The sequence below is a fragment of the Amycolatopsis sp. NPDC004625 genome (genome assembly GCF_040609695.1).
Lineage (GTDB): Bacteria > Actinomycetota > Actinomycetes > Mycobacteriales > Pseudonocardiaceae > Amycolatopsis.
Window position 1 is genome coordinate 72,147 of record NZ_JBEXKX010000033.1, and the last position, 15,213, is coordinate 87,359.

Here is a 15,213-nt window from a genome sequence, read left to right on the forward strand (position 1 = left end):
GAGGGCCTTCACCGAACCGTACGAACAACTCAAGCCGTGGGCGGCTGGTACACCTTCGTCAGCTTCCCCGCCGCGGCCCGGTCCAGCAGCCACAACGTCCGACGGTGCCCACGCGCCCCGGCCACGGGCAGCTGGACCTCCCCGGCACCGGCCAACGCCAACGCCACCGCGTCCGCCTTCGCCTCACCGGCCGTCATCAGCCACACGTCCCGCGCCCGGCGAATCGCCGGCAGCGTCAGCGAAATCCGCGTCGGCGGTGGCTTGGGGCAGTTCCGCACCGCCACCACCGAACGCTCCGCCTCGTACACCGCCGGGGACTCCGGGAACACCGATGCCGTGTGCCCTTCACCCCCGAGGCCCAGCAGCATGATGTCGAACGACGGCACGTCCCCGTGGTCCTCCGGCCCCGCCTGCGACGCCAGCTCCGAGGCGTACGCCGCCGCGGCCGCGTCCACGTCGGACCCGAACTCGCCGTCCGACGGGGCCATCACGTGGACGCGCTTCGGGTCCAGCGGGACGTGGTCCAGGAGCGCCTCGCGGGCCTGCTTCTCGTTCCGCTCGTCCGAATCCGCCGGGACGAACCGCTCGTCGCCCCAGTAGATGTCCAGGCGGGACCAGTCGATCGCGTCGCGGGCCGAGGAGGCCCGCAGCTCCGAGAGCACCGCGATCCCCGTGCCGCCGCCCGTCAGGACCAGGGAGGCCGATCCCTTGGCCGCCTGGACGTCCACCAGCCGCGTGACCAGCCTGGCCGCCGCCGCGGCGGCCAGGAGGTCCTGGTTCGCGTAGACGACGACTTCCGTCTTGCTCATTTCTTGGCACCCGCGGCCGCGGCGGCCGGCGACGTCACGTCCGCCTTGGGCGGTGTCCCCGGCTTGCCGTTCGTGCCCGACGTGATCTTGCCCAGGCCCTGCAGGGCCGCTTCGTAGACCTCGTCCGGGTCCAGCCGGCGGAGCTCCTCGACCAGGCAGTCCTGCGTGCTGCGCCGCTGCAACGCGATGCGGCGGGTCGGCTGGCCCGGCTGGGTCAGCGTGCCCACGCGGCCGTCCGGGCGGTGCAGTTCCACCGGGCCCGAGCGGCGCTCCAGCGTCACCGAGATGATCCCGGCCGCGCCCGAGCTCTTGACCCGCTTGACCGGCACCTTCAGGTACTCGGCCAGCCAGGCGGCCAGCAGCTCGGTCGACGGCGAGTCGGCCTCGCCGGTCACCGTCGCCGCCGTGATCTTCTCGTACGGCGGCAGGTCCAGCGCCGAGACGAGCTGGGCGCGCCAGTGCGTCAGGCGCGTCCAGGCCAGGTCGGTGTCGCCTTCGGTGTACGCCTTCGCCCGCGTCGTCAGCGCCTTGACCGGGTTCTTCTCCGCGGCCGAGTCGGTGATCCGGCGCTGGGCCAGCTCGCCGAGCGGGTCCTTGTCCGGGTCCTTCGGGCCGGCCCCGGGCCACCAGCAGACGATCGGCGCGTCCGGCAGCAGCAGCGGCACCACCGCGCTCTGGCCCTGCGCGGCCAGCGGGCCGTACAGCCGCAGCACGATGACCTCGCTCGCGCCGGCGTCGCCGCCGACCCGGATCTGGCCGTCGATGCGCGGGGCCGCCGTGCGGGCGCCCTTGGCCACCACGATCACCCGGGACGGGTGCTCGCGGCTCGCGCCGTTGGCCGCCTCGATGGCTTCTTCGAGCTTGGCGTCGTCGTCGGCCACGATCACCAGCGTCAGGACGCGCCCCAGCGCGACCTGCCCGCCCTGTTCGCGGATCTCCACCAGCTTCTTGTTGAGTGCCGAAGTCGTGGTGGACGGCAGGTCGATGATCACGGGCGCCTCCATTTCCGGCCGGTGCGCTCCAGCATTTCGTCGGCGGACGGCGGGCCCCACGTGCCCGGCGCGTACTGCTCCGGCGCGCCTTCCTTCGCCCAGTGCTCCAGGATCGGGTCGAGGATCTTCCAGGAGAGCTCGACCTCTTCGTTCACCGGGAACAGCGACGGCTCACCGAGCAGGACGTCCAGGATCAGCCGTTCGTAGGCCTCGGGGGAGGACTCGGTGAACGCGTGGCCATAGCCGAAGTCCATCGTGACGTCGCGGACCTCCATCGTGGTCCCCGGCACCTTCGAGCCGAACCGCAGCGTGATGCCCTCGTCCGGCTGGACCCGGATGACCAGGGCGTTCTGCCCCAGCTCCTCGGTCGACGTCGAGTCGAACGGCAGGTGCGGCGCCCGCTTGAACACGACAGCGATCTCGGTGACGCGGCGGCCGAGCCGCTTGCCGGTGCGCAGGTAGAACGGCACCCCGGCCCAGCGGCGGTTCTGCACCTCGAGGGTCACCGCCGCGTAGGTCTCGGTCTTCGAGTCCTTCGCGAAGCCCTCTTCCTGAAGCAGGCCGGGCACCTTCGTGCCGCCCTGCCAGCCGCCCGCGTACTGGCCGCGCGCGCTCGTCTTGTTCAGCGGCCCCAGCGGCTTGGTGCCCGAAAGCACCTTGATCTTCTCCGCGCGCAGGGCCCGCGGCTCGAACGACAGCGGCTCCTCCATCGCGGTGAAGGCGAGCAGCTGCAGCAGGTGGTTCTGGATGACGTCGCGCGCCGCGCCGATGCCGTCGTAGTACCCCGCGCGGCCGCCGAGGCCGATGTCCTCGGCCATGGTGATCTGCACGTGGTCGACGAAGTTGGCGTTCCAGATCGGCTCGAACAGCTGGTTCGCGAAGCGCAGCGCCAGGATGTTCTGCACCGTCTCCTTGCCGAGGTAGTGGTCGATGCGGAACACCGACTCCTCGGGGAAGACGTCGTTGACGATCCCGTTCAGCTCTTCGGCGCTCTTGAGATCGTGGCCGAAGGGCTTCTCGATGACGACGCGCCGCCAGGTGTTCTCGTCGGCGTTCGCCAGGCCCGAGCGGGCCAGCTGCTTGGTCACCACCGGGAACGCGCCGGGTGGGATCGACAGGTAGAACGCGGTGTTGCCGCCGGTGCCGCGTTCGGTGTCGAGGTCGCGGACCGTCTGCGCGAGCCGGTCGAAGGCGTCGTCGTCGTCGAAGGTGCCCTGGACGAACCGGATGCCTTCGGCGAGCCGGTTCCACACCGACTCCTTGAACGGCGTCCGTGCGTGTTCCTTGACCGAGTCGTGCACGAGCTCGCCGAAGTCCTGGTGCTCCCAGTCGCGGCGGGCGAACCCGACGAGCGAGAAGCCGGCGGGCAGCAGCCCGCGGTTGGCCAGGTCGTAGATGGCGGGCATCAGCTTCTTGCGGGCCAGGTCGCCGGTGACCCCGAAGATCACCAGGCTGGACGGCCCGGCGATGCGCGGGAGCCGCTTGTCCCGCGGATCGCGCAGCGGGTTGCTCCAGGTCATGCGCCGGCCTCCTGTACCGCGCGGACGACGGCCGCGAGGCCCGCGGCCCGGTCGGTCAGGTGCAGGCGCAGCACCGGGCGGTCGTGCTCGGCGAGCACCTGCCCGTCGCCGAGGGCCTGGGCGTGCTGCAGCTGACCGAGGGTGTACGGCCGGTCCGGCACGTCGAGGTCCTGCTCGACGGCGCCGGTCAGCTGCAGGAAGACGCCGTTCTGGTGCCCGCCCTTGTGGTACTGGCCGGTGGAGTGCAGGAACCGCGGGCCCCAGCCGAACGTCGTCTGCTTGCCGGTGACCTTGGCGATCTCGCCGCGCAGCAGCTCGGTCGACGCGTCGTCGAGGCGGTCGAGGTAGGCCTGCACCGCGATGTAGCCCGCGTCCGGCGCCGACGCGAAGAACGCGCGCAGCACGTCGGTCAGGCTGCCGTCCGTGGCCACGCCGGACGAACCGAAGACCTCGACCGGACCGTCCACGTTGGACGGTGCTTCGCCGCCCTTCAGCTTCTCCGGGTCGTCCAGCAGCGCGCGGGCCGCCTTCTTGGCCGCCTCGACGTCCGGCTGGTCGAACGGGTTGATCCCGAGCAGCCGGCCGGCCAGCGCCGTGGCGAACTCCCAGAGCAGGAACTGCGCGCCGAGCGAGCCGGTGACGGCGATCTTCGCCGCACCCTGCGGGCTGCCGACCGCCGTGGCCGTCGCGTCGGACCCGGCGTCGGCGAAGCCGGCCGCCTGCGGGCCCTCGACCGCGACCGGCAGCAGGCCGGTGCCCTGCTTGCCGGTCGACTCCGCGATCAGCTGCTCCGCCCAGTCCGGGAAGCCCTTGATGCCCGAACCGGTGTCGGCGAGGACGACCTTCTCGGCGCCGGCCTCGTGCGCCGCGGCCCACGCGGCGGCCAGCTTGACCGCCGGGTTCTCCGCGTCGTCGGCCGCGAGCTCCTCGGCCGCCGAAGCGGCCTGGTCGAGCAGCCGGGCGACGTCCGCGCCGGCCAGGCCGGCCGGGACGAGCCCGAACGCGGTCAGCGCCGAGTAGCGGCCGCCGACGTGCGGGTCGGCGAGGAAGGTCTTGCGGTAACCCTCCTTTTCGGACAGTGCCTGGAACGGCGAGCCGGGGTCGGTGACGACCACGATCCGCCGGGCCGCGTCGATCCCCGCGTCGGCGAACGCTTTCGCGAAGATCCGCCGGTGGCTGTCGGTCTCGACGGTGCCGCCCGACTTCGACGACACCACGATCACCGTGCGCTCGAGGTCACCGGCCAGCGCGTCGGCGACCTGGCCGGGGTCGGTGGTGTCGAGCACGGTCAGCGCGACGCCGTCGGTGGCGGTGATCACCTCCGGCGCCAGCGACGAGCCGCCCATGCCGGCCAGCACCACGCGGTCGACGCCCTCGGACCGCAGCTCGGTCCGCAGCGCCTCGATCTCGCCGATCAGCGGCCGGGACGACTTGTGCAGCGTCGTCCACGACAGCCGGATCGACGCCTCGGATTCGGCGTCCGGCCCCCAGAGCGTCGCGTCCTGCGCCGCCAGCTTCGACGCGGCCTGGTCGGCGACCAGTTGTTCGGCCAGCGGTGCGGCCCGCTCCGCCAGTGCGGCGTCCACGATCTCGACGCCGGTCTTTTCGCCTGTCGTCATGTCGAGCTTCAGCCCTTCGCCTTCTCGAGCTGCCCGTTCACGGTGTCCAGCAGTTCGGTCCACGACTTCTCGAACTTCTCGACGCCTTCGTTCTCCAGCACCAGGAACACGTCGGTGATGTCGATGCCGACGGCCGAGAGCCGGTCGAAGACGGCCTGCGCCTCTTCGCCACGGCCGGTGACCTGGTCGCCCTTGAGCTCGGAGTGCTCCGCGACCGCGTCGAGGGTCTTCTCCGGCATCGTGTTGACGGTGTCCTTGACGACCAGGTCGTCGACGTACAGCGTGGGGGAGTAGTCCGGGTTCTTCACGCCGGTCGACGCCCACAGCGGGCGCTGCGCGTTGGCGCCGTCGGCCGCGAGGGCCTTCCAGCGGTCCGAAGCGAACAGCTCCTCGAAGGCCGCGTAGGCGAGCCGCGCGTTGGCGACCGCCGCCTTGCCGCGCAGCGCCAGCGCCTCGTCGGTGCCGATGGCTTCCAGGCGCTTGTCGATCTCGGTGTCCACCCGGGACACGAAGAACGACGCCACCGAGTGGATGCCGCGCAGGTCGTGGCCGTTGGCCTTCGCCTGCTCCAGGCCGGCGAAGAAGGCCTCGATGACCTTCTTGTAGCGCTCGACGGAGAAGATCAGCGTGACGTTGACGCTGATGCCCTCGGCCAGCGTGGCGGTGATCGCCGGCAGGCCCTCTTCGGTGGCCGGGATCTTGATCAGCACGTTCGGCCGGTCGACGGTCTTCCACAGGTCCTTCGCCTCGGCCACCGTCTTGCCGGTGTCCTTGGCCAGGCGCGGGTCGACCTCGATGGAGACGCGGCCGTCGACGCCGTTCGTGGCGTTGTAGACGTCGCGGAACAGGTCCGCGGCGTTGCGCACGTCGGTCGTGGTCAGGTCGCGGATGGTCGCCTCGACGTCGGCGCCCTGGGCGGCCAGCTCACGCGTGCGCTCGTCGTAGGCGTCGCCCTTCGACATCGCGTTGGCGAAGATCGTCGGGTTGGTCGTGACACCGACGACGTGCTTGTCGCGGACCAGGCCGGCGAGGTTGCCGGTGTTCAGGCGTTCACGGGAGAGGTCGTCGAGCCAGATGGACACACCGGCTTCGGACAACGCGGCGAGCTTGTCGTTGCTCATTACTGTCATCCCCTTCAGGAATTCTGGGTGTTCTGGATCGAGCGACGGGCGGCCTCGACGACGGCTTCCGCGGTGAACCCGAACTCACGGAACAGTGTGGCGGCATCGGCGGAAGCGCCGAAGTGCTCGATCGAAACGTTCACCCCGGCGTCACCCGTGAAGCGGTGCCACGACTGGGCGATGCCCGCCTCGACGGACACGCGGGCCTTCACGGCGGCCGGGATGACGGACTCGCGGTAGGCCGCGTCCTGCGCGTCGAACCACTCGACGCACGGCATGGACACGACGCGCGCCTTGACGCCGTCGGCTTCGAGGGTCTTCTTCGCCTCGACGGCGAGCTGGACCTCGGAACCGGTGGCCATCAGCACGACGTCCGGGGTGCCTTCGCTGTCGGCCAGGACGTACCCGCCCTTGGCGACGCCCTCGGCGCTGGTGCCTTCGAGCACCGGCACGTTCTGGCGGGTCAGCGCCAGGCCCGACGGGTGGTGGATGTCCTCCAGGACCGCCTTCCACGCGTACGCGGTCTCGTTGGCGTCCGCCGGGCGGACGACGTTGAGGCCCGGGATCGCGCGCAGCGCGGAGAGCTGCTCGATCGGCTGGTGCGTCGGGCCGTCCTCGCCGAGGCCGATCGAGTCGTGCGTCCAGACGTAGGTGACCGGCGCCTTCATCAGCGCGGCCAGCCGGACCGGCGGGCGCATGTAGTCGGAGAAGATGAGGAACGTCGCGCCGTACGGGCGGGTGCCGCCGTGCAGCGCGATCCCGTTCAGGATCGAGCCCATGGCGTGCTCGCGGACGCCGAAGTGCAGCGTCCGGCCGTACGGGTTGGCCTGCCACATGTCGGTGGCGGCCTTCTCGGGGCCGAACGAGTCGGCGCCCTTCATCGTCGTGTTGTTGCTCTCGGCCAGGTCGGCCGAGCCGCCCCACAGCTCCGGCAGCGGCTCGGCGAGGGCGTTGAGCACCTCGCCGGAGGCCTTGCGGGTCGCGATGCCCTTGGCGTCCGGCTCCCACTTCGGCAGGTTGTCGGCGAAGCCCTCGGGCAGCGTGCGGGTGGCCATCCGGTCGCCGATCTTCTTGCGCTCCGGGTTGGCCTGGCCCCAGGCCTCGTACTTCTCCTGCCACTCGGCGTGCGCGGCCCGGCCGCGCTCGGCCGCCTGGCGGGTGTGCTTGAGCACGTCGTCCTCGACCTGGAACGACTGGTTCGGGTCGAAGCCGAGGATCTCCTTGACCGCGGCGACCTCTTCGCCGCCCAGCGCGGCGCCGTGCGCCTTGCCGGTGCCCATCTTCTTCGGGGCCGGGTAGCCGATGACGGTCCGCAGCGCGATGAACGACGGACGCCCGGTTTCGGCCTTCGCGTTCTTGATGGCCTCCTCGATCGCGACGACGTCCTCGCCGCCCTCGACGACCTGGGTGTGCCACCCGTAGGCCTCGTAGCGCGCGACGGTGTCCTCGGACAGCGCGATGTTGGTGTCGTCCTCGATCGAGATCTTGTTGTCGTCGTAGAAGACGATCAGGTTGCCCAGCTCCTGGCGGCCCGCGATGGACGAGGCCTCGGAGGTGACGCCCTCTTCGATGTCGCCGTCGGAGGCGATCACGTAGATGTGGTGGTCGAAGATGCTCTCGCCGGGCGCCGCGTCCGGGTCGAGCAGGCCGCGCTCGCGGCGGGCGGCCATCGCCATGCCCACGGCGTTCGCCAGGCCCTGGCCCAGCGGACCGGTGGTGGTCTCGACGCCGTCGGTGTGGCGGTACTCCGGGTGACCCGGGGTCTTGGAGCCCCACTTGCGCAGCTGCTTGAGGTCCTCGAGCTCGAGGCCGTAGCCGGCGAGGAAGAGCTGGATGTAGAGGGTGAGGCTGGAGTGCCCGGCGGAGAGGACGAAGCGGTCGCGGCCCGGCCAGTGCTGGTCGTTGGGGTCGTGACGCAGCGTGCGCTGGAACAGCGTGTAGGCCAGCGGCGCGAGGCTCATCGCCGTGCCGGGGTGGCCACTGCCACAGTTTTCGACCGCGTCCGCGGCCAGCACCCGCACGGTGTCCACGGCGCGGGTGTCGGTGTCGGTCCAGTCGGCGGGCACGTTGCGCCGGAGGAGTGGGTTGTTCTCGCTGGTAGTGGCGGTTTCGGACACTGAACTCCAACTCCCGGTCATGATGGTTGCGGCTGGTCTTCCTCGTTCCGGTTACCCGTGCGCGCGGCTACTTATCTCAATCGATCCCGAAGGGACGATATTCCTGCTCGCGGCCATGCGCAGGGGCAATCGCGGCCCGTCGCGGCCAGCCTAGTGCTTGAGCCGGTCGAGGACCCGCGATCACCCACGGGATTCACCACGTCTAACATCGTTCGAGGGTTCAGTCCGGCGCTCCACCACGGCCTTCCGGCAGCGACCCGCCCGAACCTGACGCAGGGAGTGAAATGTCGCCGGTGAACGCTGCGCACGGACGCAGTGAAGACACCAGCGCCGTGCACCCGACCGGTGAACGACCGCACGGTGAGCGGCGAAGCCTCCGCCGGGTCGTCGGCGCCTACGCCGCGCTGGCCAAGCCCCGGGTGATCGAGCTCCTCCTGGTGACCACCATCCCGGCGATGTTCCTGGCCGGCCGTCAGATCCCCTCGCCGTGGCTGGTGCTGGCCACGCTGGTCGGCGGGACGATGGCCGCGGGCAGCGCGAACGCCCTCAACTGCGTGATCGACGCGGACATCGACAAGGTGATGAACCGCACGAAGCGCCGCCCGCTGGTCAAGGACTCCGTGCCCCGGCGCGGCGCGCTGATCTTCGGCTTGGTGATGGGTGTCGCTTCGGCCGCCGTGCTGTACCTCACGGTGAACCTGCTCTCGGCGATCCTGGCGATCGCGACGATCCTCTTCTACATCTTCGTCTACACCCTCGGCCTCAAGCGGCGCACGTCGCAGAACGTGGTCTGGGGCGGCGCGGCGGGCTGCATGCCGGTGGTCATCGGCTGGGCCGCCGTCACCGGCACCGTGCAGTGGCCGGCGTTCGTGATGTTCGGCGTGATCTTCTTCTGGACCCCGCCGCACACGTGGGCGCTGGGCATGAAGTACCGCGACGACTACGAGCGCGCCGGCGTCCCGATGCTGCCGGTGGTCGCCACCGCCCAGCACGTCGCCCGCCAGATCGTCATCTACTCGTGGGTGATGGTGGCGTGGACGCTGCTGCTGCTCCCGGTGACGTCCTGGCTGTACGGCACGTTCGCGATCCTCGCGGGCGGCTGGTTCCTCTTCTACGCGCACAGCCTCCAGGCGGCGGTCCGGCGTGGCGAAGAGACCAAGCCGATGGCGCTGTTCCACCGGTCGAACACGTACCTGATGATCGTGTTCGTGGCGCTGGCGGTGGACTCGGCCATCGGGCTGCCGACCCTCGGCCTGCCGTTCTGAATCCGGCCCTGAGACGGGCCGGCACCGCGGCCGTCGCGGTCGCCGTCCTCGGCCTGCTCGTCCTGCTCGGCCACGGGAAGCTCCCGGCCCTGGACGAGACGCTGCTCACCGGCGGCTGCACCATCCCGAAACGGATCACCGCCGTCCCCGGAGCGGCTCCCGACGGCGGTGCCGTCCGCGTCGCCGAACAGGGCCCCGGCGCAGCCGTGCTGGAGAACGCCAGCACGCTCGCCGCCTACCGGATCGTCGTCACGTCCGGTGCGCGGACCTTCGAGGTGCCGGTGCTCCTGCCGGGGCAGCGGACCGGCGTCGTGCTCGACCGCCCCGCGGTCGGTCCGGTGGTCTGGATCGCGCCGGAGGCTCTCGGCGGCTACACGCCCGTGACCGCCGAGGTCGTTCCCGGCGGGGTGCGCTACCGCTCGGCGAACTGCCGGGCCCTCACCAGCCGGGGCGCCGCCGTGTTGTTCCGCGCCCCGGACGGGCGAATCACCGGCGGTGAACAACTGCCCGCGGCGAGCGTCTCGTGCGCGCCGGGGGAGCGGGTGCTGCCCGCCGCCGTGCCGGCCGGCAGCGAGGTCTTCCCCTCCTGCGACCTGCGGACGGAATGATCGCGCGGCGGCCGCCGTTACACTTCGTTGGCTCTTTTCCTTGAGGCGAAAGCAGGATCCTTGTCTTCGGACGACTTTTCCGCCGAGCTCGCCCGCGAGCAGGCGTACGTCACCACCCTCTACTCGAAGCTCGACGCCGAGCGCCTCGACGCCCAGCGCCGCCTCGACGAGACGCTGCGGCAGACCGGCGGCACCCCGCAGGCCCGCACCGAGCGCGACGTCGCCACCACCCGCTACACCGACCGGCTCGCGCAGCTCGGTTCCGTCGAGCAGGGGCTGGCCTTCGGCCGCCTCGACTTCGTCCCCGAGAGCGCCGAAGAAACGACCTACATCGGCCGGCTCGGGCTGTTCGACGAGGACGACGACTACCAGCCGCTGCTCGTCGACTGGCGGGCGCCCGTCGCGCGGCCGTTCTACCTCGCCACCGCCGCGTCACCCGAAGGGGTGCGACGGCGGCGGCACCTGCGGTCGCTGACCCGCAAGGTCACCGGCTTCGACGACGAGATCCTCGACCTCACCGCCGCCGACCAGGGCCAGGACCTCGGGCTGGCCGGCGAAGCCGCGCTGCTGGCCGCGCTCGAACAGCGCCGCACCGGCGAGATGAGCGACATCGTCGCCACCATCCAGGCCGAGCAGGACCGGATCATCCGCGCCCCGCTCGGCGGCGTCATGGTCGTCCAGGGCGGCCCGGGCACCGGCAAGACCGCCGTCGCGCTGCACCGCGCGGCCTACCTGCTCTACACGCACCGGCAGCAGCTCACCACCCGCGGCGTGCTCGTCGTCGGCCCGAACAGCACGTTCCTGCGCTACATCGGCCAGGTGCTGCCGTCGCTCGGCGAGACCGGCGTGCTGCTCGCCACCATCGGGCAGCTCTACCCGGGCCTCGACGCCGACGGCACCGAACCCCGCGAGACGACCGAGGTCAAGGGCCGGCTCGTGCTGGCCGAGGTGCTCGCCAACGCCGTCCGCGACCGCCAGCGCGTGCCCGAACCCGTTCTCGAGATCGAGTACGAGCACGACGTCCTGCGGCTGGACCGCAAGACCTGCACCGACGCCCGCACCCGCGCCCGCCGGTCGCGGCGGCCGCACAACCCGGCGCGGCGCCTGTTCGTCTCCGACGTCCTCGACGCGCTGACCCGCCAGGCCGCCCGCAAACTGGGCGACGACCTGCTGGACGGGCAGGACCTGCAGGACATCCGCGCCGAGCTGGCCGCCGACGAGAACGTGGCCGCCGCGCTGGACTCGCTGTGGCCGGTGCTGACCCCGGAAGGTGTGCTCGACGACCTGTTCGCCGACCGCGAACGCCTCGCCGCGGCCGCCGGGAAGCTGCTGCCGGCCGAAGACCGCGCCCTGCTGGAGAGCCCTCGCGACGCTCGCTGGACGCCCGCGGACGTGCCGCTGCTCGACGAGCTGGCCGAGCTGATCGGCGTCGACGACACCGAGGCCCGCGTCGAACGCAAACGCCGTGAGCGCGAGGACCGCGCGTACGCCGAGGGCGTGCTCGACATCCTCGAACAGGACGAGGAGATCATCGACGAGGAGCTGCTGCGGGTTTCCGACGTCCTCGACGCCGAGCTGTTCGCCGAGCGCCAGCAGGCGCGCAGTGAGCTGACCGCCGCCCAGCGGGCCGCGCAGGACCGGACCTGGACGTTCGGGCACGTGATCGTCGACGAGGCCCAGGAGCTGTCGGCGATGGACTGGCGGCTGCTGATGCGGCGGTCGCCGAACCGGTCGATGACGCTGGTCGGCGACGTCGCCCAGACCGGCGCGGCGGGCGGCGCCCGGTCGTGGGGCGAGGTGCTCTCGCCGTACGTCGAGGACCGGTGGCGCCTCGAAGAGCTCACCGTGAACTACCGCACGCCGGCCGAGATCATGGCCGTCGCGGCGCGGGTGCTCGCGGAGGTCTCCCCGGAGCTGTCGGTGCCGTCTTCGGTGCGGGAGACCGGGGTCCCGCCGTGGTCGGCCCGCCCGGCATCCCCGGACGCGGAGCTGCCGGGGCTGGTGGCACGGGAACTGTCCGAAGTGGACGGCGGCACGGTCGCGGTGCTGGTGCCGTCCGGCCGGCTCGAAGCGGTGTCCGCGCTGCTCGGCTCGTCCGACGAGCGGCTGAGCGTGCTGACCGTCGAGCGGTCGAAGGGCCTGGAGTTCGACTCGGTCGTGCTGGTCGCGCCGGACGAGGTCGTCGCGGGGTCGCCCCGCGGGCTCAACGACTTGTACGTCGCCCTGACGCGGGCCACTCGCCGGCTCGGCGTGGTCACCACGGGTGATGACGTCCCGGCACTCTCCGTGCTTGGCTAGGGTGCCCGGCATGCAGAAGATCGGGAAGATCGTGGTCGTCGCCGCGGCGGCGCTGTCGCTGGCCGCGTGCGGCCAGCAGGCCAAAACCGAGACGGCCGCCCCGGCGGGGCCGGCCGTCCCGTCGTCGAGCGCCGCGCCGGCCACCCAGAGCAAGGGCCGCGAGTGCACCGCGGACGACGTCAAGACGACGGGGAAGTTCGGCGAGGTGCCGACGATCACCGTCCCGGACGACTGCGACCCGCCGAAGAAGCTGATCACCAAGGACCTGTCCGAGGGCACCGGCGCCGGGGCCAAGGCCGGCCAGCAGCTGAAGATGAACTACCTGCTGGTGACCTGGTCGGACAAGAAGAAGCTGGACAGCTCGTTCGACCGCGGCCAGACGTTCGACCTCAACCTGGGCGCCGGCGAGGTCATCCCGGGCTGGGACAAGGGCCTGGAAGGCATCAAGCAGGGCGGCCGCCGCCTGCTGATCATCCCGCCGGACCTCGCGTACGGCGAGGGCGGCCGCGGCATCAAGCCGAACGAGACGCTCGTCTTCGTCACCGACGCCGTCTCAGTCCCCGCCGCCTGACGTGCGCGAAGGCCGCCGCGGGGGTTTCCCGCGGCGGCCTCCGGCGGTCAGGGGACGAGCAGCAGCTTGCCGGTGGTGCGGCGGGCCTGCAGGTCCTCGTGGGCCTTCCGGGCGTCGGCCAGGGGGTACCTGCCGCCGATGCGGATGTCCAGCTCGCCCGCGAGGATGGCGTCGAACAGCTCCTTCGACCGCCAGTCGATCTCCTCGCGGGTACGCGTGTAGTGCACGGACGTCGGGCGGGTCAGATAGAGCGAGCCGCCGGCGTTGAGGCGCTGCGGGTCCAGCGGCGGGACCGGGCCGCTGGACGCGCCGAACAGCGCGAGCAGGCCGCGGACCTTCAGGCTGGCCAGGCTGCCGTCGACGGTGTCCTTGCCGACCCCGTCGTAGACGACGTCGACGCCTTCGCCGCCGGTCAGCTCGCGGGTGATCTTCGCGAAGTCCTCGCGGTCGTAGCGGATCACCTCGTCGGCGCCGGCTTCGCGGGCGAGCCGCTCCTTCTCTTCGGTCGACACCGTGCCGATGACGCGGGCGCCGCGCGACTTCGCCAGCTGCACCAGCAGCAGGCCGACGCCGCCCGCGGCCGCGTGCACGAGGACGTCGTGGCCCGGCTTGACCTCGAACGTCGAGGCGACCAGGTAGTGCGCGGTGATGCCCTGCAGCATGGTGGCGGCGGCGGTCTCCAGGGAGACGCCCTCGGGCACCCTGACCGCCACCGACGCGGGCACCAGCTTCCGGGCCGCGTAGCTGCCGATCGAGCCCTGCCAGGCGACGCGGTCGCCGGGCGCGAAGCCGGTGCCCTCGGCGGCTTCCACGACCGTGCCGGCGCCTTCGAGGCCGAGGACGAACGGCAGCTCCATCGGGTAGATGCCCTGCCGCTGGTAGGTGTCGATGTAGTTGACCCCGGCCGCGGCGACGTCGACCAGCAGTTCGCCGTCCTTCGGGGCGGGAACATCCACTTCGGCCGGTTCGAGCACCTCCGGGCCGCCGGTCTTCGTCACCTGGACTGCGGTGGGCATGCGTCCTCCTCGGGTCGGGTTCTCCCGGGTGCAACTATGGCCGACGCCACGCTGTTCCGCGTTCCGGCCGGTTCTTGGTTATCGTGCGGGACGTGGCTGAATCATCTGAGACCGTGGCCGCGCCGTCGGGCGCGCAGCTGGGCGCGGCGCGCAAGTTCGTGAAGGCGCACGGCAAGCCGTCCCGCGCGGTGGTGGAGAACATCGGCCGGGCGGGCGCCCGCGTGGTCCTGGTCGGCGCCGACGGCGCCCTCGGCGACGTGGTGGTCCCCTCGGTGGCGACCGGCGAGGCCCTGGTCGAGGCGGTCGAGGACCTCGCACCGGCGACCTGGGACGCGGAGACGGTCAAGCAGACGAAGATCGGCCCGGAGCACCGCCGCAAGATGGCGGGCAAGTGAGCCCCACGGCGATCCTCGTCAGCTGCGCGGAGCTCCCTTCGGGTGACGGCGACGACGACGCCGTCGTGCCGGCGCTGTCCTCGCTGGGCTTTTCGGTCTCGTGGGCGCCGTGGGATTCTTCGGCCGACTTCTCGTCGGCGGACGCGGTGATCCTGCGGGCGACGTGGGATTACGCGTCCCGGCGCTCGGAGTTCCTGGCGTGGTGCGAGTCGGTGCCGTCGCTGTTCAACCCGGCCGCCGTGGTGCGGTGGAACACGGACAAGTCGTACCTGGTCGAGCTGCTGGACGCGGGTCTGGCGGTGGTGCCGACGTCGCTGGTCGAGCCCGGTTCGCCGGCTTCGTTCCCCTCGTCGGACTTCGTGGTGAAGCCATCGGTGGGGGCGGGTTCCCGCGGAGCGGCCCGGTTCACCGGCGGCGCGGACGCTTCGGCCCACGTGGCGGCGTTGCACGCGGAGGGGCACCCGGCCCTGATCCAGCCGTACCAGTCCAGTGTGGACACCGACGGCGAGCTGGCTTTGGTCTACCTGGGCGGAATCTACTCACACGCGTTTTCGAAGGGCGCGATGCTGGGGTCCAGTGTGGACGCTTCGGGGCTGTACCTGTCGGAGCAGCTGGCCCCGGCCGAACCGCCCGCGGACGCCGTGGCGCTGGCTGAGGACGTCTTGGATGCGGCGTCGGCGCTGCTGGGGATCCTGCGGGCGGAGCTGCTGTACGCGCGGGTGGATCTGGTACGCGGCGCGGACGGGAAGCCGCTGCTGCTGGAGCTGGAGCTGACGGAGCCGTCACTGGGCTTCCGCCAGACGGACGCGAGCGCGGCGGTGCGGTTCGCCTCGGCGGTGCGGCAGCAGCTGGCGTAGGCACGGCCGGCGCCGAACCGGGCGC

Annotated in this window: 13 protein-coding genes; 6 read left to right on the plus strand and 7 right to left on the minus strand. The window is 71.6% G+C overall.

Annotated elements, in window-relative coordinates:
* Nucleotides 1–29: 29 nt before the first annotated feature.
* Genes pgl through tkt form a run of 6 tightly spaced genes read right to left on the minus strand, consistent with a single transcriptional unit; the run spans nucleotide 30 to nucleotide 8,178 of the window.
* Complete coding sequence (pgl, locus tag ABZW17_RS31635; RefSeq protein ID WP_354822416.1) at nucleotides 30–809, minus strand: 6-phosphogluconolactonase; 780 nt, start codon at nucleotides 807–809, stop codon at nucleotides 30–32.
* Nucleotides 806–1,801, minus strand: coding sequence for a glucose-6-phosphate dehydrogenase assembly protein OpcA (opcA, locus tag ABZW17_RS31640; RefSeq protein WP_354822418.1), 996 nt, complete (start codon nucleotides 1,799–1,801; stop codon nucleotides 806–808). Before opcA ends, pgl begins: the two co-directional genes overlap by 4 nt.
* Nucleotides 1,798–3,321: a glucose-6-phosphate dehydrogenase gene (zwf, locus tag ABZW17_RS31645; protein WP_354822420.1), complete on the minus strand. Its 1,524-nt coding sequence runs from the start codon at nucleotides 3,319–3,321 to the stop codon at nucleotides 1,798–1,800. The genes opcA and zwf overlap by 4 nt, the downstream gene beginning before the upstream one ends.
* A complete protein-coding gene (locus ABZW17_RS31650; RefSeq protein ID WP_354822422.1) occupies nucleotides 3,318–4,940 on the minus strand; it encodes a glucose-6-phosphate isomerase in 1,623 nt (540 codons plus the stop codon). Before ABZW17_RS31650 ends, zwf begins: the two co-directional genes overlap by 4 nt.
* Before the next feature lie 8 nt (nucleotides 4,941–4,948).
* The gene (gene tal, locus ABZW17_RS31655; RefSeq protein ID WP_354822424.1) at nucleotides 4,949–6,061 is read right to left on the minus strand and encodes a transaldolase; all 1,113 of its coding nucleotides are present in this window, start codon (nucleotides 6,059–6,061) and stop codon (nucleotides 4,949–4,951) included.
* Nucleotides 6,062–6,075: 14 nt separating this feature from the next.
* On the minus strand, nucleotides 6,076–8,178 hold the full coding sequence (tkt, locus tag ABZW17_RS31660) for a transketolase (protein WP_354822426.1): 2,103 nt from the start codon (nucleotides 8,176–8,178) through the stop codon (nucleotides 6,076–6,078).
* 284 nt (nucleotides 8,179–8,462) lie between these two features.
* Between tkt and ABZW17_RS31665 the strand changes: the two genes are divergently transcribed.
* The 4 genes from ABZW17_RS31665 (at nucleotide 8,463) to ABZW17_RS31680 (ending at nucleotide 12,920) form a co-directional block, all read left to right on the plus strand.
* Nucleotides 8,463–9,443 (plus strand): heme o synthase, encoded by a 981-nt coding sequence (locus ABZW17_RS31665; RefSeq protein ID WP_191314224.1) that lies wholly within the window; start codon nucleotides 8,463–8,465, stop codon nucleotides 9,441–9,443.
* 206 nt (nucleotides 9,444–9,649) lie between these two features.
* Nucleotides 9,650–10,051, plus strand: a complete 402-nt coding sequence (locus ABZW17_RS31670) for a hypothetical protein (RefSeq protein ID WP_354822429.1) — start codon at nucleotides 9,650–9,652, stop codon at nucleotides 10,049–10,051.
* Between the two features lie 60 nt (nucleotides 10,052–10,111).
* A complete protein-coding gene (locus tag ABZW17_RS31675; protein WP_354822431.1) occupies nucleotides 10,112–12,349 on the plus strand; it encodes an ATP-binding domain-containing protein in 2,238 nt (745 codons plus the stop codon).
* 10 nt (nucleotides 12,350–12,359) lie between these two features.
* Nucleotides 12,360–12,920 carry an FKBP-type peptidyl-prolyl cis-trans isomerase gene (locus ABZW17_RS31680; protein ID WP_354822433.1) on the plus strand — a complete coding sequence of 187 codons (561 nt, stop codon included), beginning with the start codon at nucleotides 12,360–12,362 and terminating at the stop codon, nucleotides 12,918–12,920.
* A 47-nt stretch (nucleotides 12,921–12,967) separates the two neighbouring features.
* Here the strand turns inward: ABZW17_RS31680 and ABZW17_RS31685 are convergent, their stop codons facing one another.
* Nucleotides 12,968–13,936, minus strand: a complete 969-nt coding sequence (locus ABZW17_RS31685; protein ID WP_354822435.1) for a quinone oxidoreductase — start codon at nucleotides 13,934–13,936, stop codon at nucleotides 12,968–12,970.
* An 83-nt stretch (nucleotides 13,937–14,019) separates the two neighbouring features.
* Here ABZW17_RS31685 and ABZW17_RS31690 point away from each other — a divergent pair, with 83 nt between their 5' ends.
* Nucleotides 14,020–14,331 carry a hypothetical protein gene (locus tag ABZW17_RS31690; RefSeq protein ID WP_354822437.1) on the plus strand — a complete coding sequence of 104 codons (312 nt, stop codon included), beginning with the start codon at nucleotides 14,020–14,022 and terminating at the stop codon, nucleotides 14,329–14,331.
* The gene (locus tag ABZW17_RS31695) at nucleotides 14,328–15,188 is read left to right on the plus strand and encodes a hypothetical protein (protein ID WP_354822439.1); all 861 of its coding nucleotides are present in this window, start codon (nucleotides 14,328–14,330) and stop codon (nucleotides 15,186–15,188) included. Before ABZW17_RS31690 ends, ABZW17_RS31695 begins: the two co-directional genes overlap by 4 nt.
* Nucleotides 15,189–15,213: the final 25 nt, after the last annotated feature.

Bases quoted from the DNA above. Each gene is read 5' to 3' on its own strand.
- pgl (WP_354822416.1), bottom strand. From the start codon at position 809: ATGAGCAAGACGGAAGTCGTCGTCTACGCGAACCAGGACCTCCTGGCC.
- zwf (WP_354822420.1), bottom strand. From the start codon at position 3,321: ATGACCTGGAGCAACCCGCTGCGCGATCCGCGGGACAAGCGGCTCCCG.
- ABZW17_RS31650 (WP_354822422.1), bottom strand. From the start codon at position 4,940: ATGACGACAGGCGAAAAGACCGGCGTCGAGATCGTGGACGCCGCACTG.
- tal (WP_354822424.1), bottom strand. From the start codon at position 6,061: ATGAGCAACGACAAGCTCGCCGCGTTGTCCGAAGCCGGTGTGTCCATC.
- ABZW17_RS31665 (WP_191314224.1), top strand. From the start codon at position 8,463: ATGTCGCCGGTGAACGCTGCGCACGGACGCAGTGAAGACACCAGCGCC.
- ABZW17_RS31680 (WP_354822433.1), top strand. From the start codon at position 12,360: ATGCAGAAGATCGGGAAGATCGTGGTCGTCGCCGCGGCGGCGCTGTCG.
- ABZW17_RS31685 (WP_354822435.1), bottom strand. From the start codon at position 13,936: ATGCCCACCGCAGTCCAGGTGACGAAGACCGGCGGCCCGGAGGTGCTC.